The sequence below is a fragment of the Streptomyces sp. NPDC051909 genome, from assembly GCF_040681095.1.
Lineage (GTDB): Bacteria > Actinomycetota > Actinomycetes > Streptomycetales > Streptomycetaceae > Streptomyces.
In genome coordinates this window covers 538,359-554,949 of sequence record NZ_JBFAYA010000002.1, presented here as the reverse complement: position 1 = coordinate 554,949, position 16,591 = coordinate 538,359, and the positions used below count along the sequence as shown (strand labels likewise).

The 16,591-nt window shown below is 72.9% G+C and carries 20 protein-coding genes; 13 read left to right on the top strand and 7 right to left on the bottom strand.

Going from position 1 to position 16,591, the window contains the following annotated elements; all coding sequences use genetic code 11:
* The first annotated feature begins 222 nt into the window (after positions 1-222).
* A complete protein-coding gene (locus AB0M18_RS05490) occupies positions 223-495 on the top strand; it encodes a hypothetical protein (protein ID WP_365755474.1) in 273 nt (90 codons plus the stop codon).
* Between the two features lie 249 nt (positions 496-744).
* Here the strand turns inward: AB0M18_RS05490 and AB0M18_RS05485 are convergent, their stop codons facing one another.
* Entirely contained in the window at positions 745-1,620 is an 876-nt protein-coding gene (locus AB0M18_RS05485) for a transglutaminase-like domain-containing protein (RefSeq protein ID WP_365755473.1), read from the bottom strand.
* Positions 1,617-2,630 (bottom strand): GNAT family N-acetyltransferase, encoded by a 1,014-nt coding sequence (locus tag AB0M18_RS05480; RefSeq protein WP_365755472.1) that lies wholly within the window; start codon positions 2,628-2,630, stop codon positions 1,617-1,619. The genes AB0M18_RS05485 and AB0M18_RS05480 overlap by 4 nt, the downstream gene beginning before the upstream one ends.
* A gap of 112 nt (positions 2,631-2,742) precedes the next feature.
* Between AB0M18_RS05480 and fdxA the strand changes: the two genes are divergently transcribed.
* Positions 2,743-3,063, top strand: a complete 321-nt coding sequence (fdxA, locus tag AB0M18_RS05475; RefSeq protein WP_010474859.1) for a ferredoxin — start codon at positions 2,743-2,745, stop codon at positions 3,061-3,063.
* A 103-nt stretch (positions 3,064-3,166) separates the two neighbouring features.
* Entirely contained in the window at positions 3,167-4,267 is a 1,101-nt protein-coding gene (gene dapC / locus AB0M18_RS05470; protein ID WP_365755471.1) for a succinyldiaminopimelate transaminase, read from the top strand.
* A gap of 65 nt (positions 4,268-4,332) precedes the next feature.
* On the opposite strand, the gene AB0M18_RS05465 is transcribed toward dapC, so the two are convergent.
* Positions 4,333-4,710, bottom strand: coding sequence for an ATP-binding protein (locus tag AB0M18_RS05465; RefSeq protein ID WP_365755470.1), 378 nt, complete (start codon positions 4,708-4,710; stop codon positions 4,333-4,335).
* A 304-nt stretch (positions 4,711-5,014) separates the two neighbouring features.
* Positions 5,015-5,953, bottom strand: a complete 939-nt coding sequence (locus tag AB0M18_RS05460) for a hypothetical protein (protein WP_365755469.1) — start codon at positions 5,951-5,953, stop codon at positions 5,015-5,017.
* A 38-nt stretch (positions 5,954-5,991) separates the two neighbouring features.
* On the opposite strand from AB0M18_RS05460, the gene dapE reads away from it, so the two are divergent.
* Both dapE and AB0M18_RS05450 read left to right on the top strand, forming a co-directional pair.
* The gene (gene dapE / locus AB0M18_RS05455; RefSeq protein ID WP_365755468.1) at positions 5,992-7,098 is read left to right on the top strand and encodes a succinyl-diaminopimelate desuccinylase; all 1,107 of its coding nucleotides are present in this window, start codon (positions 5,992-5,994) and stop codon (positions 7,096-7,098) included.
* 98 nt (positions 7,099-7,196) lie between these two features.
* Positions 7,197-7,946, top strand: coding sequence for a TIGR00730 family Rossman fold protein (locus AB0M18_RS05450; RefSeq protein ID WP_365755467.1), 750 nt, complete (start codon positions 7,197-7,199; stop codon positions 7,944-7,946).
* 58 nt (positions 7,947-8,004) lie between these two features.
* Here the strand turns inward: AB0M18_RS05450 and folP are convergent, their stop codons facing one another.
* Positions 8,005-8,865 carry a dihydropteroate synthase gene (folP, locus tag AB0M18_RS05445; RefSeq protein ID WP_365755466.1) on the bottom strand — a complete coding sequence of 287 codons (861 nt, stop codon included), beginning with the start codon at positions 8,863-8,865 and terminating at the stop codon, positions 8,005-8,007.
* A 126-nt stretch (positions 8,866-8,991) separates the two neighbouring features.
* On the opposite strand from folP, the gene AB0M18_RS05440 reads away from it, so the two are divergent.
* Both AB0M18_RS05440 and AB0M18_RS05435 read left to right on the top strand, forming a co-directional pair.
* Entirely contained in the window at positions 8,992-9,333 is a 342-nt protein-coding gene (locus tag AB0M18_RS05440) for a DivIVA domain-containing protein (protein WP_365755465.1), read from the top strand.
* Positions 9,330-9,977 (top strand): DNA-3-methyladenine glycosylase I, encoded by a 648-nt coding sequence (locus AB0M18_RS05435; protein WP_365755464.1) that lies wholly within the window; start codon positions 9,330-9,332, stop codon positions 9,975-9,977. Before AB0M18_RS05440 ends, AB0M18_RS05435 begins: the two co-directional genes overlap by 4 nt.
* Here AB0M18_RS05435 and AB0M18_RS05430 read toward each other — a convergent pair.
* Positions 9,940-10,743, bottom strand: coding sequence for an enoyl-CoA hydratase-related protein (locus AB0M18_RS05430; protein WP_365755463.1), 804 nt, complete (start codon positions 10,741-10,743; stop codon positions 9,940-9,942). The genes AB0M18_RS05435 and AB0M18_RS05430 overlap by 38 nt on opposite strands.
* Before the next feature lie 290 nt (positions 10,744-11,033).
* Between AB0M18_RS05430 and AB0M18_RS05425 the strand changes: the two genes are divergently transcribed.
* Complete coding sequence (locus AB0M18_RS05425; protein ID WP_205628308.1) at positions 11,034-11,201, top strand: DUF3117 domain-containing protein; 168 nt, start codon at positions 11,034-11,036, stop codon at positions 11,199-11,201.
* A gap of 149 nt (positions 11,202-11,350) precedes the next feature.
* On the opposite strand, the gene AB0M18_RS05420 is transcribed toward AB0M18_RS05425, so the two are convergent.
* The gene (locus AB0M18_RS05420) at positions 11,351-11,965 is read right to left on the bottom strand and encodes a class I SAM-dependent methyltransferase (RefSeq protein ID WP_365755462.1); all 615 of its coding nucleotides are present in this window, start codon (positions 11,963-11,965) and stop codon (positions 11,351-11,353) included.
* A 207-nt stretch (positions 11,966-12,172) separates the two neighbouring features.
* Here AB0M18_RS05420 and sigE point away from each other — a divergent pair, with 207 nt between their 5' ends.
* From sigE to AB0M18_RS05395, 5 genes are all read left to right on the top strand, one after another.
* On the top strand, positions 12,173-12,931 hold the full coding sequence (gene sigE / locus AB0M18_RS05415) for an RNA polymerase sigma factor SigE (RefSeq protein WP_365755461.1): 759 nt from the start codon (positions 12,173-12,175) through the stop codon (positions 12,929-12,931).
* Positions 12,928-13,653: a zf-HC2 domain-containing protein gene (locus tag AB0M18_RS05410; protein WP_365755460.1), complete on the top strand. Its 726-nt coding sequence runs from the start codon at positions 12,928-12,930 to the stop codon at positions 13,651-13,653. The genes sigE and AB0M18_RS05410 overlap by 4 nt, the downstream gene beginning before the upstream one ends.
* 100 nt (positions 13,654-13,753) lie before the next feature.
* Positions 13,754-15,307 carry a trypsin-like peptidase domain-containing protein gene (locus AB0M18_RS05405; RefSeq protein ID WP_365755459.1) on the top strand — a complete coding sequence of 518 codons (1,554 nt, stop codon included), beginning with the start codon at positions 13,754-13,756 and terminating at the stop codon, positions 15,305-15,307.
* Positions 15,308-15,413: 106 nt separating this feature from the next.
* Positions 15,414-15,869, top strand: a complete 456-nt coding sequence (locus AB0M18_RS05400; protein WP_365755458.1) for a sec-independent translocase — start codon at positions 15,414-15,416, stop codon at positions 15,867-15,869.
* Positions 15,870-15,965: 96 nt separating this feature from the next.
* Positions 15,966-16,574: a hypothetical protein gene (locus AB0M18_RS05395; RefSeq protein ID WP_365755457.1), complete on the top strand. Its 609-nt coding sequence runs from the start codon at positions 15,966-15,968 to the stop codon at positions 16,572-16,574.
* The last annotated feature ends 17 nt before the right edge of the window (positions 16,575-16,591 follow it).

Below are 16,591 nucleotides of genomic sequence, written 5' to 3'. Positions count from 1 at the left end.
CCCGGGGCTTTCCGCGTGGCCGGGCCCCCGGCCGCCCTCCGAGTGTGTAAAGGCTCCCGGAGACACCGGGTCAAGGGTGGCCGCAGGCCATCGCGCAGCGACGCGACCGAAGGGAGCGCCCTTGAGGCGGTGGTGGAGGGGGCCACACTCGGAGAGAGGGCGGCCACACCAGAAGCCTGCAAGGCCCACCACCCCGAGCGCCTCCGGCGGTAGGTTGCGCCTGTGGAGATACCTGATTGGGTTCGCTGGATCGCCCTCGGCCTCGTGGTGTTGAACCTGCTCGGCCTCGTGCCCGTGGTGCGTCGGATGCGCGGTGGCGACCCGGTGGAGCGGACCGCGGCCCGTATCGACCTGTTCGACAGCGCAGGATCGCTGCTGATGCTCAGCGGCATCGGCCTGCGCCTCGTTCCCCTCGCCGCCGCCGGGCTCGCGATCATGGGGGTCGCCATCACGGTGGGGCTCGTGCGGCGGATCCGCGCCCGATCCGCCGCCTAGGTCCGCGACGCCCGGCACGGCACTCCCCCTGGGCCCCTGCGGGCCCGGGCGGACCCCCACGCCGCGTTGTCGTCGGCCGCCGATGTCCCCCTCGCTTCCGCCCCGGCCTTGCGGCCGGGGTGGGGGTACCACCGGCGAAGCCAGGGGGAGTACCCCACCGCCGCCTGCGATCCACGGCGCTGGGGGTACTCGCAGGCGAAGCTCTGGGGGAGCCGCTCGCTGATCCGGCCTGATCCGAAAAGACACGGCCTAGTTCAGCAGTGCCCGCGCCGCCTTCGCGCGGCGGCGGATCGTCTCTGCGGCGCTCGGTTCGACGGCGTCCATGATCGTCGCGTAGGCCTCCATCTCCGCCGCTCCCGTCAGGAAGTCGCCGCGCTGGACGAGCAGCTCCGCGCGCTCGTAGCGGAGGCGGGCGGGGTGGGAGGGGAGCAGCAGGGAGAGCTCGACGGCCAGGAGGGCGACGTCGGAGCGTTCGGGGCGGGCGGAGGCCCAGGCGCGGATGTTGTTGAGGACACGCAGCACGATGGCCGGCGGGGTCGCGGGGCGCAGCATCGAGGGGTCGAGGGCCTCGCCGGTGGCGCCGGTGACGAGGAGCTCGGCGTCGGTGCCGGTCATCGCGCGGCCGCCGGCGAAGGGGTCGGCGAGGTGGAGGTCGGCGGGGTCGCCGAAGCCGACGACGAAGTGGCCGGGCAGCCCGAGGCCGTACACGGGTGCTCCGGCCCGGCGGGCCACCTCCATCCAGACCACGGACAGCAGGATGGGCAGGCCGCGCCGGGTCCGCAGCACCTCGTGGAGCAGCGAGGACTCCAGGCGCTGGTAGTCCGCGGGCACGCCCTGGAAGCCCTCGCGGCGGCCGAGGAGGTCCGCGAGGGCCGCGACCCACGCGTCGGCGCCGTGTGTCCCGTACGGGACGAGCCCGGCGAGCCGGTCGAGTTCGATCTCGGCCTCGTCGAGGTCGGCCTCGGTGACGGTCGGGTCGGCGACGGCGCACAGGAGCAGGCACAGTCGGGCGAGGTCGGGCCGCTCGGACCTGGCCTCCTCGGCGAACTCCCGCCGCCAGTCGGTGACGCCGCCGGCGTCTTCCGTACCGTCGCCGACTCCGCCGCCGTCGTCGTCGTCCGTCACGCGCCCGTCCATCGGTAGTGGTGGTAGTGGTGATGGGTGGTGAAGCCCATCCCGTCGTACAGCGCCCGGGCGCCGTGGTTGTCCGACTCCACCTGGAGCCAGGCCGCCGAGGCGCCCTCGTCGAGGGCCCGGCGGGCGAGCGCGGTCATGACGGAGGTCGCCAGGCCGCGTCGCCGCTGCTCCGGGTCGACCTCGACCGCCATGAAGCCGGCCCAGCGGCCGTCCACGACGAGGCGCCCGATCGCCGCCGGAACGTCCCCCGCGTTGTCTCCAGTGCCCGGTACGGACGCGAACCACACACTCGGGCCGCCCTCCAGCACCTTCGTGACGTGCGGGCCCGGCTCGCCGAAGCGCTGGTAGCGGCGCAGCCAGGCCTCGTCGAAGCCGCGGCCGACCCGTACCGCCGAGATGTCGGCGTCGAGGTCGCCGATCGGGGCGAGCGCCGCGATGCGCAGCTCGGCGGTGACCTCGCGGGTCCAGCCGCGCCGGTCCAGTTCGGCGCTGAGCAGCTCCTGGGTGTCCGCCGCGCCGGTGGCGGTCTGGATGAACGCGGGCAGGTCGCGGGCCGCGTACCAGTCCCGTACCCGCTCCAGGGCGGCGTCGAGTGGGAGGCCCGGATCGCCCAGCGGCAGCACGGAGTTGGCCCGGCGGGTGAATCCGGCGGCGGCCCGCAGGGTCCACTCGCCGAGCGGCTCGCTCTCCAGCGGCGGCCAGGCGCGGGCGGCGGCGCGGGCGAGCTCCGGGAAGGTGGCGGCGGGACCCCGGCGGCGGGCCGGGGCGGCGGGGACGGCCTTGCCGGCGACGAGGGCGGATTCCGCGATCCGGACGGGTTCACCGGTCCTGCGTGTGATCAGCAGCACACCCGCGTCCCATGATGTGAGAACCCCGACCGCGTCGGTGAACTTCTCACCCGGGGCGGCCGACTCCGTCACGTACCGAACAGAGACGCGTTTTCCCACGTCAGCCGCCGTAATGCGGACCTCGAGCCGTCCTCCACCGGTGAATTCCACAGCTTCTGAGCCCCTCCTGTTCGGATCGTCCCCAAGAACGGAGATACTAGGGGCGGGCATCGACGACACCGCGCTCCCGCGCAGACCAGCCCTATCGAGGAGGAACGACAGCGTGACCTACGTCATCGCGCAGCCTTGTGTCGACGTCAAGGACAAGGCGTGCATCGAGGAGTGCCCCGTCGACTGCATCTACGAGGGCCAGCGGTCCTTGTACATCCACCCGGACGAGTGCGTCGACTGCGGGGCCTGTGAGCCGGTCTGTCCGGTGGAGGCGATCTTCTACGAGGACGACACCCCGGAGGAGTGGAAGGACTACTACAAGGCGAACGTCGAGTTCTTCGACGAGCTCGGCTCGCCCGGTGGTGCCTCCAAGCTCGGACTGATCGAGCGCGACCACCCCTTCATCGCCGCCCTGCCGCCGCAGAACGGCTGATCGGACGATCACCACTGAACAACCACCCTCGGTCCCGTACGGCGTCGCCGCCGCTGTACGGGACCGTTGTGTTCTCCGTACGTACGAGGAAGTGAGCCCCACCGTGAGCGCCCCCGTCTCTTCGCGCCTGCCCGTCTTCCCCTGGGACAGGCTGGAGCCCTACAAGGCGACCGCGTCCGCCCACCCGGACGGGATCGTGGACCTGTCCGTGGGCACCCCCGTCGACCCGGTCCCCGCGCTGATCCAGGAGGCCCTGGTGGCGGCGGCGGACTCGCCGGGCTATCCCACGGTGTGGGGTACGAAGGAGCTGCGGGACGCGCTCACCGGCTGGTGCGGGCGGCGCCTGGGCGCGGTCGGGCTGGTGCACGAGAACGTGCTGCCGGTGGTCGGCTCCAAGGAGCTGGTGGCCTGGCTGCCGACCCAGCTGGGGCTCGGGGTGGGGGACGTCGTGGCGTACCCGCGGCTCGCCTACCCGACGTACGAGGTGGGTGCGCGGCTGTGCGGCGCGACGCCGGTCGTCTACGAGGACCCGACCACGGATCTCGACCCGGCCGGTTTGAAGCTGCTGTGGCTCAACTCGCCGTCCAACCCGACCGGCAAGGTGCTCGGCAAGGACGAGCTGACCCGGATCGTGGCGTGGGCGCGCGAGCACGGCGTGCTCGTCGTCTCCGACGAGTGCTACCTGGAGCTGGGCTGGGAGGCCGACCCGGTCTCGGTGCTGCACCCGGACGTGTGCGGTGGCTCGTACGAGGGGATCGTCGCCGTCCACTCGCTGTCCAAGCGCTCCAACCTGGCGGGCTACCGCGCGGCGTTCGTCGCCGGTGACGCGGCGGTCCTCGGCGAGCTGCTGCAGATCCGCAAGCACGGCGGCATGATGACCGCCGCCCCGGTGCAGGCCGCGACGGTCGCCGCGCTCGGCGACGACGCGCACGTGGCGGAGCAGCGCGGGCGGTACGCGGCGCGGCGCGCGGTTCTGCGGGCGGCCCTGGAGGCGCACGGCTTCCGGGTCGAGCACAGCGAGGCCAGCCTGTACCTGTGGGTGACGCGGGACGAGCCGTGCTGGGAGACGGTGGCGTACCTGGCGGAGAAGGGCATCCTGGTGGCGCCCGGCGACTTCTACGGCGAGGCCGGGGAGCGCTTCGTGCGGGTGGCGTTCACGGCGACGGACGAGCGGGTCGAGGCGGCCGTGAAGCGGCTGGGCTGACGGATGTGCGAAGGCCCCCGGAGAGCATCGCTCTCCGGGGGCCTTCGCGTGTGCCGTGACCGTGATCAGCCGCCGATCGGCAGGCCGCCCATCAGACCGCTGGTCGGCAGCTGGCCGGTGGGCAGCGTGCTCAGCGCGCCGCCCGTCGGGGCCTCGGCCTTCTCGGTGACGGCGCCCGTGGTCTGGCCGACGGTGTCGGTCGCCTGGTCGGTGGCGCCGGTGAGCTTCTGCGTGGCGGGGACCTTGTTCGCGACGCCGGTCGCGGTGCCGAGGGCGCCCTCGGCACCGGCCTTGTCCAGGGAGGTCAGACCCGTCAGGGCGCCGGTCGGCGCGAGCGACTGGTCCGCGGCGCTCGCGGAGCCGGCCGCCGCGACCACGGGGGCTGCTCCGGCCGCGATGAGCAGGGCGGCCTGGGCGATCCGACGGGTCAGGGGGAGGGACATGGTGCTCCTTCGACGAGAGGACGTGTACGCGGTGACAACCGGCCCCGGGGCGGGGGAGGTTGCGGACGCCGAAGGTAAAGACTGGGTAATGCGTACGATTGTCGGGCGGGGAGGAAAGCGGACGAACGCGACGGTTCGCGACGGTGTGCCGAACCGTCACTCCCCTTGCGCCCCAAGGATCTTGCGGAGGCATGCCGGACGCCGGGAGGGCTCCCCGCGGGCCTCGCCGCCACGCCGGGCGTGTGACACGTCCGGGTGACGGGTCGCAAGTGTGACCAGTGGGGATGGGGAGGCGGCCGGGGCGCTAGCGCGCCAGGCGGATGCGGACCGTCGAGCCGTCCGTGGACTTCGAACGGGCCGGGGACCAGTCGCCCGAGGCGTCGTCGGCGATCCAGACGTGGTCTCCGAAGGAGACCTCCGCTATGCGGAGTTCGCCGGCGCGGGCGACCGCCCACTGGGCCAGTTCCCAGCCGCGCCGGTCGCGGGTGGCGGTGGTGGGGCGGACCGGGACGGAGAGTTCCACCGGGGGAGCGGTGACCGCCGCGCCGCCCGCCGCGGCGCCGGAGCCGGCGCCCGGGGTGACCGGCTTCGGCGCCGTCTCCTCGCCGAAGGCGCGGATCAGTTCGGCGCGGATGCGGGCGGGGTCGCCGGGGCGGCCCTCCTTCACGTCCGCCGTGCAGGTGAGCGCGGCCGGGGCGCGGCCGGTGAGGGCCGCCGAGAGGAGCGTGGCGTCCGGCTCGTGCTTCGCGTACGCCTGGGGGAAGCCGCTGCGCTGCACCTTCTGCGCCGCCACTGTCAGCGGCAGCCGCGAATAGCCCGGAACCTTCTCCAGGCCTTCGTAGAACCTCCCCGACGAGTACACGGGGTCCAGGATCTGCTCCGGCGTGCCCCAGCCCATCGACGGGCGCTGCTGGAACAGGCCGAGCGAGTCGCGGTCGCCGTGCTCGATGTTCCGCAGCGCCGACTCCTGCAGCGCGGTCGCGAGCGCGATCGTCACCGCGCGCTCCGGGAGCCCGCGGCTGGTGCCCACGGCCGCGATCGTCGCGGCGTTCGAGGCCTGCTCCGGAGTGAATTCGTACCGGTTCGACCCGCTTCCGATGGTGCACCGGGGCGCACCCTTGCTGCCCGTGACGTAGTGCACCGTCACGTACGCGACCAGGCCGAGGAGCACGGCGAGGCCCGCCGCGAACCGGGCGGCGCGGCCGCGGCGGGCGGGACGGGAGAGGCGGGTGGGCTCGGACACGCGCCCCACCGTACTGGAGGCCGCGTTAGGGTCGACACATGGCTGACACCGCTCCTTCGGAACCCGCTCCGGCCCCCTCGCTGGACCTCTCGCTCGACGGCGCCGCGCTGACCGCCGCCCTGGTCGACATCCCCTCCGTCAGCGGAACCGAGCAGCCGCTCGCCGACGCGATCGAGCGCGCCCTGCGCGGCCTGCCGCACCTCACCGTCGACCGCCACGGCAACAACGTGGTGGCCCGCACGAACCTCGGCCACTCCGAGCGCGTGGTCCTGGCCGGCCACATCGACACGGTGCCGATCGCCGACAACGTGCCCTCGCGGCTCGACGAGGACGGCGTGCTGTGGGGCTGCGGCACCTCCGACATGAAGTCCGGCGTCGCCGTCCAGCTGCGGATCGCCGCCACCGTCCCCGCGCCCAACCGCGATCTGACCTTCGTCTTCTACGACAACGAGGAGGTCGCCGCCCACCTCAACGGCCTCGGCAAGATCGCCGACGCGCACCCGGACTGGCTCGCCGGCGACTTCGCCGTGCTCCTGGAGCCCTCCTTCGGGCAGGTCGAGGGCGGCTGTCAGGGCACGCTGCGGGTCAAGCTGCGCACGGTCGGTGAGCGGGCCCACTCCGCGCGCTCCTGGATGGGCGCCAACGCCATCCACGCCGCCGCCCCGATCCTGGCCCGGCTCGCCGCGTACGAGCCGCGCAAGCCGGTCATCGACGGCCTGGAGTACCACGAGGGCCTCAACGCGGTCGGCATCGAGGGCGGTGTCGCCACCAACGTCATCCCCGACGAGTGCGTGGTCACCGTCAACTACCGCTTCGCCCCCGACCTCTCCGTCGCGCAGGCCCTGGCCCACGTCCACGAGGTCTTCGCGGACTGCGGCGTCACCTCCATCGAGGTCGACGACGAGAGCCCCGGAGCGCTGCCCGGCCTCTCCCACCCGGCCGCCGCGGCCTTCATGAAGGCGGTCGGCGGCAACGCCATGCCCAAGTTCGGCTGGACCGACGTCGCCCGCTTCAGCGCCCTCGGCGTCCCCGCCGTCAACTACGGGCCGGGCGACCCGCTCTACGCGCACAAGCGCGACGAGCACGTGCACGTCGAGAGGATCCACCACTGCGAGGCACGGCTCCGCGACTGGCTGACGGAATGATTCCCGTAATTTCGCTTTTCGTCACCTCCGTGGACCTACCCTGACCGGACCGGACGATCAACCCCGGTCGATCAGTGGAACGGTGAGAGGAGCAGGCCATGGGCGTACCCGAAGAGCCGAAGAAGCTCGAGGAGCAGCGGCTGGGACCGGTGATCAGGCGCCGTGACCAGGTGCAGGCCGGCACCACGGACCAGCGGCTGCTCGACACCGAGGGCGACTCGGAGTGGGTGCACACCGACCCCTGGCGGGTCATGCGGATCCAGTCCGAGTTCGTCGAGGGCTTCGGCGCGCTCGCCGAACTGCCCAGCGCCATCAGCGTCTTCGGCTCGGCCCGTACCAAGCCCGAATCGCCCGAGTACGCGGCGGGCGTCAAGCTCGGCCGCGCCCTCGTGCAGGCCGGCTTCGCGGTGATCACCGGCGGCGGCCCCGGCGCCATGGAGGCGGCGAACCGGGGCGCCCGCGAGGCCAAGGGCATCTCGGTCGGCCTCGGCATCGAGCTGCCCTTCGAGCAGGGCCTCAACCCGCACGTCGACATCGGCGTGAACTTCCGCTACTTCTTCGTCCGCAAGACGATGTTCGTGAAGTACGCGCAGGGCTTCGTGGTCCTGCCCGGCGGCCTCGGCACCCTCGACGAGCTCTTCGAGGCGCTCACCCTCGTCCAGACCCGCAAGGTCACCCGCTTCCCGATCGTGCTCTTCGGCACGGAGTACTGGGGCGGCCTGGTCGACTGGCTGCGCGACTCCGTCGTCGGCGGCGGCAAGGCGTCCGAGCAGGACCTGCTGCTCTTCCACGTGACGGACGACGTGGAGGAGGCGGTGGCGCTGGTGTCCAAGGAGGTCGGGCGGTAGGGCCAGGCCTTGTGTGTGGGGGGGGGCGCCCCTGCGGCGCCCCCCCCGGTCCGGCCCGCTACGCCAGGCCTCGTCGGGCCACCGCCGGCTCGCGGTGCCCCGCGATCGTCGCCACCATGTCCAGGACCTGCCGCGTCTCCGCCACCTCGTGCACCCGGTACACCCGCGCCCCGAGCCACGCCGACACCGCCGTCGTCGCCAGCGTCCCGAGCACCCGCTCCTTCACCGGCCGGTCCAGCGTCTCGCCGACGAAGTCCTTGTTGGACAGCGACACGAGCACCGGCCAGCCCGTCTCCGCCATCTCGCCGAGCCGGCGGGTCGCCTCCAGGCTGTGGCGGGTGTTCTTCCCGAAGTCGTGGCCCGGGTCGATCATGATCCCGTCGCGCCGCACGCCCAGCGACACGGCCCGCTCCGCGAGCCCGACCGTGACGCGCAGGATGTCGGCCATCACGTCCTCGTACGTGACCCGGTGCGGCCGGGTCCGCGGCTCCGCGCCGCCCGCGTGCGTGCACACCAGGCCCGCGCCGTACTTCGCCGCCACCTCCGCGAGCCGCGGGTCGACGCCGCCCCACGCGTCGTTCAGGAGGTCCGCGCCGGCCTCGCAGACCGCCTCGCCGACGTCCGCCCGCCAGGTGTCCACGCTGATCACCACGTCCGGGTGGCGGCGCCGCACCTCGGCCACGAAGCCGACCGTGCGCCGGGCCTCCTCCTCGGCGGTGACCTCCTCGCCGGGGCCCGCCTTGACCCCGCCGATGTCGATGATCGCCGCGCCCTCGGCCACGGCCTGTTCGACCCGGGCGAGCGCCGGCTCGTCCCGGAAGGTGGCCCCCTGGTCGTAGAAGGAGTCCGGGGTCCGGTTCACGATCGCCATGATCACCGGCTCGTGCGGCCCGAATTCACGCCGTCCCAAGCGGAGCATCCCTTTTGTCCTCCCTCGCGGCAGCTCGCCTGCGTCGTCTTGCGACCCTAACCGTCGTCGGCACATGGCACGATCGGCACCGGACGTTTTCCACGCGGGGAAACACGCTCGGGGAAAGGCGCGCAGGTGTTCTGGTTTCTGCTGATCACGATGGTGGTCGTCGTCGCGGCGGTCACCCTGGCGGTGGTCGGAGGCGGCGACAGCGAGGTGCTGCCCGAGGTGGCGCCCCAGCAGCTGGTCGATCCGCTGCCCGCCGGCCGCCCGGTCGACCAGGCCGACGTCGAGGCGCTGCGCCTGCCGGTCGCCCCCCGGGGCTACCGGATGGCGGACGTGGACGACGTCCTCGGCCGGCTCGGCGCCGAGCTCGCCGAGCGCGACGCCCGTATCGCCGACCTGGAGACCGCGCTCGCCGGCGCCCGCGCGAACGGCGAGCAGCGCGAGCAGGGCGGGGAGGGCGAGGAGGCGTGAGCGAGGGCACGGCGGTCCCGGGGCCCGACGGCCTGCCGCGCTGCCCCTGGGGCCTGTCCACCGAGGACTACGTGGCGTACCACGACGAGGAGTGGGGCCGCCCGGTCCACGGTGACGACGCGCTCTTCGAGCGCCTGTGCCTGGAGGCCTTCCAGTCCGGCCTGTCGTGGATCACGATCCTGCGCCGCCGGGAGGGCTTCCGGAAGGCCTTCGCGGGCTTCCGGATCGCCGAGGTGGCCCGGTTCACCGACACCGACCGGGAGCGGCTGCTCGCCGACGAGGGCATCATCCGCAACCGCGCGAAGATCGACGCCACCCTCGCCAACGCGAAGGTGCTCGCGGGCTGGGAGCCCGGCGAGCTGGACACGCTGATCTGGTCGTACGCGCCGGATCCGGCGACCCGCCCGGCCCCGGCCACGATCGCCGAGGTCCCGGCGGTCACGGACGAGTCCACGGCCCTGTCGAAGGACCTGAAGAAGCGCGGGCTGCGCTTCATCGGCCCGACCACGGCGTACGCGCTGATGCAGGCCTGCGGCCTGGTCGACGACCACGTCGAGGGCTGCATCGCGCGCGGTGCCGGGCGGCGGCCCGCCCGGAAGGCGGGGGCTAGCGGCCGAGGTACTTCGGCTTCTCCTTCGCGATGAAGGCCTGCACCGCGATCGTGTGGTCCGCCGAGGCGCCCGCCTTCGTCTGGAGCTCGTCCTCCTTCTCCAGGGCCTCGGCGAGCGAGTGGTCCGCGCCGTACGCCAGCGACTCCTTCAGGGCCGCGTAGGCGACGGTCGGGCCCTCGGCCAGCTTGCGGGCCAGCTTCGCGGCCTCCTCGGCGAGTGCGTCCGGCGCGACGAGCCGGTTCACGACGCCCAGCTCGTACGCCTCCTGGGCGCTGATCGAGCGCGGGAAGAGCAGCAGGTCGGCGGCCCGGCTCTGGCCGATCAGGCGGGGCAGCGTCCACGACATGCCCGAGTCGGCGGTGAGCGCCACGCCGGCGAAGGAGGTGTTGAAGGAGGCGGTGTCTGCGACGATCCGGTAGTCCGCCGCGAGCGCGAAGCCGAAGCCCGCGCCGGCCGCGACGCCGTTCACGGCCGCGACGACCGGCTTCGCCATCCCGGTGAGCGCCTTCACGATCGGGTTGTAGTGGTCGCGCACCGTGTTCATGGTGTGCTGCGTGCCGGACTCCTTGTCCTGGAGCAGCAGGCCCACGTGCTCCTTGAGGTCCTGGCCCACGCAGAACGCGCGGTCGCCGGCCGCCGTGAGCAGCACCGCCCGGACGGCCGGGTCGGCGGCGGCCGCCTCGGCCGCGTCGCGCAGGGCCACCTTGGCCGCCACGTTCATCGCGTTCATCGCCTCGGGGCGGTTGATCGTGATGGTGGCGAGCCCGTCGCTCACCTCGTACAGCACCGTGTCGGCCATCGGGATCCCTTCGCGTCTTCGCGTCGCTGACAGGGCTCAGCATGGCGGAGATCACCCACCGATCGCCCGGTCCGAGCGTGTGAGCTGCGTCAAAGAATCGTCCCCCGGGCGCCGACCGGCGGCGGCGAAGTATCGCAGGTGGATCGGCGAAATGTGCGCCTTTGTGAAAGCGCGTTGCGGAAGCGATGCCTGCTGATGTTGGTCATCGGGTCCTGTGATGCGGGATAATGACCGGGAAGCAATCGTGTTCGATGCTGACGATGAGCTGGTTTTGCGGAAGGGGAACGAGCATGGCGGCCATGAAGCCGCGGACGGGTGACGGCCCGCTCGAGGTGACCAAGGAGGGGCGGGGCATCGTCATGCGCGTTCCGCTCGAAGGCGGCGGCCGGCTCGTCGTCGAGCTGACCCCGGACGAGGCGAAGGCACTCGGCGACGCCCTGAAGGACGTCGTCGGCTGACGCCCCCGTAGCGTTTTTCCCGCTTCTGCCCCGGTACGGTACCCACCGCACCGGGGCAGTGGTGTGTCGGGGGCCGGGTTCTCGGGGTCGGTACGGCCGGTACGGTCGGTACGGCCGGTACGGCCGGTACGAGGTGTGAGAGGCGCTGCTCAGACGCCGCGGCGGACCGCGCACAGCAGGCCGTCGCCCACCGGCAGCAGCGTGGGCAGCAGCTCACGGCTCTCGCGCACCGTGCGCAGCAGTTCCCGTATCCGCTGCACCTCGGCCGGCTGGGCCGCCGAGTCCACCGTACGGCCGTCGGCGAAGACGCCCTCGAAGCAGACCAGGCCGCCGGGGCGCAGCAGGCGCAACGATTCAGCGAGGTAGTCGAGCAGCTCGAGACGGTCGCCGTCGCAGAAGACGAGGTCGTATCCGCCGTCCGCGAGCCGCGGCAGCACGTCGAGCGCGCGGCCGGGGATGAACCGCGCCCGGTTGCCCGCGAAACCCGCCGCGCGGAACGCCGCCTTCGCGTGCGCCTGCCGCTCCGGCTCGACGTCCACCGTGGTCAGCACCCCGTCCGGGCGCATCCCGAGGAGCAGATAGATCCCGGAGACCCCGGTACCCGTGCCGATCTCCGCCACCGCCTTGGCGTCCGCCGTCGCGGCCAGCAGGCGCAGGGCGGCGCCGGTGCCCGAAGACACCGAGGGCAGCCCTGCCTCCCGGGCCCGGTCACGGGCCCAGCGCAGCGCCTCGTCCTCGGCGACATAGGCGTCGGCGAACGCCAAACTCGTCTGCCGGTTGGCGGTAATGGCCCTCTCCTGTCCCCGTCTTGGACGCCGTAGTCGACGATGGCGTCGACTGTATCCGCTGTGCGCGGGAACCCGCAGATGGGACCGCGCGTTCCTCCTGACGGGAAGCGAGCGGGACGGCGACACGGGCCCGCCCCAAATTCGCGTAAAGATTCTTATCCGGAGCTAACGGGCGAGGTGGCTATGGTAGGGGCTCCACTGGACACCACCAGAGCCGACAGGGGAGGTGCGGCTGCGCCTGTGGATCGGAGAGGGGTGCTGCGACGCCTTCTCGGGTCGGCGGGTGAGCCGAAATCCGTGACCGACACCGCTGACCGTTCCCGCACCGCCGATTCCGCACCCACCACCGCGACCTTCGCATCGGATGCGGAATCGCAGGCGTGGACTCCGCCCAGCTGGGAGGAGATCGTCAGCACGCACAGCGCCCGGGTCTACCGGCTCGCCTACCGCCTGACCGGCAACCAGCACGACGCCGAGGACCTGACCCAGGAGGTCTTCGTCCGGGTCTTCCGCTCGCTGTCGTCCTACACGCCGGGCACCTTCGAGGGCTGGCTGCACCGGATCACCACCAACCTGTTCCTGGACATGGTCCGCCGCAAGCAGCGGATCCGCTTCGACGCGCTCGCCGACGACGCCGCCGAGCGGCTGCCGAGCCGCGAGCCGTCCCCGCAGCAGGCGTTCAACGACACGCACTTCGACGCCGACGTGCAGCAGGCCCTGGACACCCTCGCGCCCGAGTTCCGTGCCGCGGTCGTGCTCTGCGACATCGAGGGCCTTTCGTACGAGGAGATCGCCGCGACCCTCGGCGTGAAGCTCGGCACCGTCCGCAGCCGCATCCACCGCGGCCGCTCCCACCTGCGCAAGGCGCTCAAGCACCGCTCGCCCGAGGCGCGCGCGGAGCGGGCCCTCGCCGCCGTCGGCTGGGAGGGCGGAACAGCGTGAGCTCCACACGTCCGTCCGCGACCCCGGCGTCCCCCGAGGCGCAGCGGCTCGCGGAACACCATCTCGGGGACCGGCTCGCCGCGCTCGTCGACGGCGAGCTCGGTCATGACGCCCGCGAGCGGGTCCTCGCCCATCTCGCGACCTGCGCGCGCTGCAAGGCCGAGGCCGACGCCCAGCGCACCCTGAAGAGCGTCTTCGCCTCCTCCGCGCCCCCGGCCCCCTCCGAGGGGCTGCTCGCGCGGCTCCAGGGGCTGCCGGGGGGACCGCCTGACCAGGGGGGACCCTTCGACGACCTGCTGCGGGGCGGCGGCGTGCGCGCCGACGGCTTCGCCACCGCCCGGCCCGTCACCCCGGACGGGGGCTTCCCCATCCACGCGGTCGGCGAGCGCTCCGCCGGACGCGGACGGCGTTTCGCCTTCGCGGCGGCCAGCGCGGTCTCCTTCGCGGCGATCGCCCTGAGCAGCACCCTGTCGATCGACACCCCGCGCGGCGGCCAGGGCACCGGCAGCAATGTCACACCGCTGCGGGCGCCCGCGACCTTCGCCTCCGGCTCGCGCCGCGAGACGACCCCCGCGGCCGCGCCTCCGACGGTCATCCCGGCCCGCCTCGAACTGGCCCCGCTCGTCCGCCCGATGAGCCCGGCGCTCCGGCTCTCGTACGTGCCGGGGCTCCCCACCGGCTCCCCGACGCCCACCCCGGCCCCCGGCCCCTCCCATCCCTGACCCGCGACCTGGTTCAATTCCAACCTGGTTGAATCCAGGGGCAGGGGCGCGCCGCCCGGCGACACGGGCGGCGCGGACAGGGATGCGTTGCGGGGAGAGCATGAAGAACGGGAAGCCGACCTGGTGGAGCCGGCCGTCGACCATCGCACCGACGGCGCCCGCCGCACCGCCCGAAGGGGCGGACGACGCCGACTTCACCCTCGCCGCCCCGGCGGCCCTCGGGGCCCCGGCCCCCGAGCCCGCGGCTGAGCCGGAACCGGCGCCCGAGCCCGTACCCGCGCCGGTCCAGGAGACGGAGCCCGCGCCCGTACCCGTACCTCCGGCGGCGCAGCAGCCGCTGCACGCTCCCGATCCCTACCGGACGCCGCCCTACGGCGAGCCGGGCCCCTGGGCGCCCGCGCCCCCGGTCCAGCCGCCCGCGCCCATGTCCGCGCCCGCGCCCGTACCCATGGCGGTGCCGTCGCCCGCGCCCGCGTACGACCCCTGGAGCGCCCAGCCGCTCACGCAGTCGCTCGTGGTCGAGGACAAGGCGCCCCGCAAGCCCCGGCGCGGCCTCGCCCTGGTCGGCGCGCTCGCCTTCGCGCTCGTCACCGGTGTCGTCGGCGGCGGCGTCGGCGCGTACATCGAGCGCAACGGCGGCCTCAGCACCGTCGAACTGCCGCAGGCCGGGCCCGCCGACACCGGCCGCGCCCCCGGCAGCGTCGCCGGGATCGCAGCCAGCGCCCTGCCCAGTGTCGTCACCATCCACGTCAGCGGCAGCGGCTCCTCCGGCACCGGCACCGGCTTCGTGCTCGACACCCGCGGCCACATCCTCACCAACAACCACGTGGTGGACGCGGCGGCCTCCTCCGGCGAGATCTCCGTCACCTTCAGCAACGGCGAGACCGCCCGCGCCAAGCTCATCGGCCGCGACACCGGCTACGACCTCGCGGTGATCCAGGTCCGCGGTGTCTCCGGTCTCAAGCCGCTCGCGCTCGGCAACTCCGACAGCGTCCGCGTCGGCGACCCGGTCGTCGCCATCGGCGCACCCTTCGACCTCTCCAACACGGTCACCTCCGGCATCATCAGCGCCAAGGAGCGGCCGATCACCGCCGGCGGCGAGAAGGGCGACGGCAGCGACGTCAGCTACGTCGACGCCCTCCAGACCGACGCACCGATAAACCCCGGCAACTCCGGCGGCCCGCTGGTCGACGGGCAGGGCCGGGTCATCGGCATCAACAGCGCCATCCGCGCCGCCGGCGGCGGCTCCGACGGCGAGGGCGGCGGCGGTCAGTCCGGCTCCATCGGCCTCGGCTTCGCCATCCCGATCAACCAGGGCAAGCGGGTCGCCGAGGAGCTCATCAACACCGGCAAGGCCACCCACCCGGTCATCGGCGTCAGCCTCGACATGGCCTACACCGGCGACGGCGCCCGGGTCGGCGACAAGGGCAAGGGCGACACCCCCTCGGTCACCGCCGCCGGCCCCGCCGACAAGGCCGGCATCCGCCCCGGCGACATCATCACCAAGGTCGACGGCCAGCGCGTCCACAGCGGCGAGGAACTGATCGTGAAGATCCGCTCCCACCGCCCAGGGGACAAGCTGAAGCTGACCCTGACCCGTAACGGCAAAGAGCAGACAAAGACCTTGACCCTGGGCTCCTCCACGGGCACCTGAGGGACCGCCCAGTGGCCATGTGGAGGACACCACGCGGTACCCGCCGGACAGTTTCGGCGGGTACCGTGGAGCGGGCCGCCCGGGACCGGCGAGAAGGAGCTACAGGGTGTTCAGCGACATAGGCGCACTCGAGCTGGTGACGCTCGTGGTGCTCGCCGTGCTCATCTTCGGGCCCGACAAGCTGCCGAAGGTGATCCAGGACGTCTCCCGCTTCATCCGCAAGATCCGCGAGTTCTCCGACAGCGCCAAGGCCGACATCCGCAGCGAGCTGGGCCCGGAGTTCAAGGACTTCGAGTTCGAGGACCTCAACCCCAAGAACTTCATCCGCAAGCAGCTCGCGGAGAACGAGGACTTCAAGGAGCTGAACGAGCTCCGCTCGACCTTCGACCTCAAGAAGGAGATGAACGAGGTCGCCGACGCGGTCCACGGCCGCGAGTCCCAGCCGTCGTCCCCGTCCTCCTCGTCCGCTCCCGCGGTCACCGGCGGCAAGCCGGACCTCCTCAAGAAGCAGGACAAGCCGGACAACGCCGAGCGCCCGCCGTACGACTACGACGCGACCTGACGCGCCGTCCCACCGGCGGTGACGACGCCCTGTCACCGAACCACCCCGCAGCGGTGGCTATCCTCCCTCTGTTGACTGAACGAGGAGGCGGCCGAGATGAAGACGACGAGTCGGGTGGAAGCCGACGGCTTTCTGCGCGCACCCTTCGCCTGGTACGGGCTCGACGAGGCGTTCACCGGACCCCGCCGGCTGATGCAGATCGGCACGGCGGCGGACGGCACCGTGCAGCACGGCTCCATGGGCCACGGTGACGAGCCGTCGATAAAGTCCGAGGCCGGCGGCGCGGGCACCGAGAAGGAGCGCTTCGCGGTCGTCGTGACGGTCGCCGCCAACCCCGTGCGCCGCACCGGCGACGGCACCGGCGTCCTGGACGCCACCACGGTCTCCTCGGCGGCCTGGCTGGCCGGCTCGGGTCTCCTGGCCCACACCTGGCCCGCACAGCTCGACCACGCCCTGCGTGACAACTGGCTGGACCAGCAGACCGAGACCGCCTTCGAGCTCGCCGACGACCTCGACGGGCCCGCCTGGGCGACCCTCTCGCTGCCCGTGGACGGCGTCCCGGTGCCCTTCCACTACCGCGAGTCCGAGTTCGGCTGGGTCCTCGCCGGCTCGGCGGACGGCGTGCACATCGGCGCGTACGGGCGGGGGATGAGCGCGTACGGGCTCGGGTTCGCGCGGGTGAAGGACCTCGGCGCGTACGCCTGACGGAGCCGTGGACACGC

Coding starts and splice junctions, on each gene's coding strand:
- AB0M18_RS05465 (WP_365755470.1), bottom strand. CDS start 4,710: ATGTCCCTCCCCCTGACCCGTCGGATCGCCCAGGCCGCCCTGCTCATC.
- dapE (WP_365755468.1), top strand. CDS start 5,992: ATGGCTGACACCGCTCCTTCGGAACCCGCTCCGGCCCCCTCGCTGGAC.
- AB0M18_RS05450 (WP_365755467.1), top strand. CDS start 7,197: ATGGGCGTACCCGAAGAGCCGAAGAAGCTCGAGGAGCAGCGGCTGGGA.
- folP (WP_365755466.1), bottom strand. CDS start 8,865: ATGCTCCGCTTGGGACGGCGTGAATTCGGGCCGCACGAGCCGGTGATC.
- AB0M18_RS05430 (WP_365755463.1), bottom strand. CDS start 10,743: ATGGCCGACACGGTGCTGTACGAGGTGAGCGACGGGCTCGCCACCATC.
- AB0M18_RS05425 (WP_205628308.1), top strand. CDS start 11,034: ATGGCGGCCATGAAGCCGCGGACGGGTGACGGCCCGCTCGAGGTGACC.
- sigE (WP_365755461.1), top strand. CDS start 12,173: ATGGTAGGGGCTCCACTGGACACCACCAGAGCCGACAGGGGAGGTGCG.
- AB0M18_RS05405 (WP_365755459.1), top strand. CDS start 13,754: ATGAAGAACGGGAAGCCGACCTGGTGGAGCCGGCCGTCGACCATCGCA.
- AB0M18_RS05395 (WP_365755457.1), top strand. CDS start 15,966: ATGAAGACGACGAGTCGGGTGGAAGCCGACGGCTTTCTGCGCGCACCC.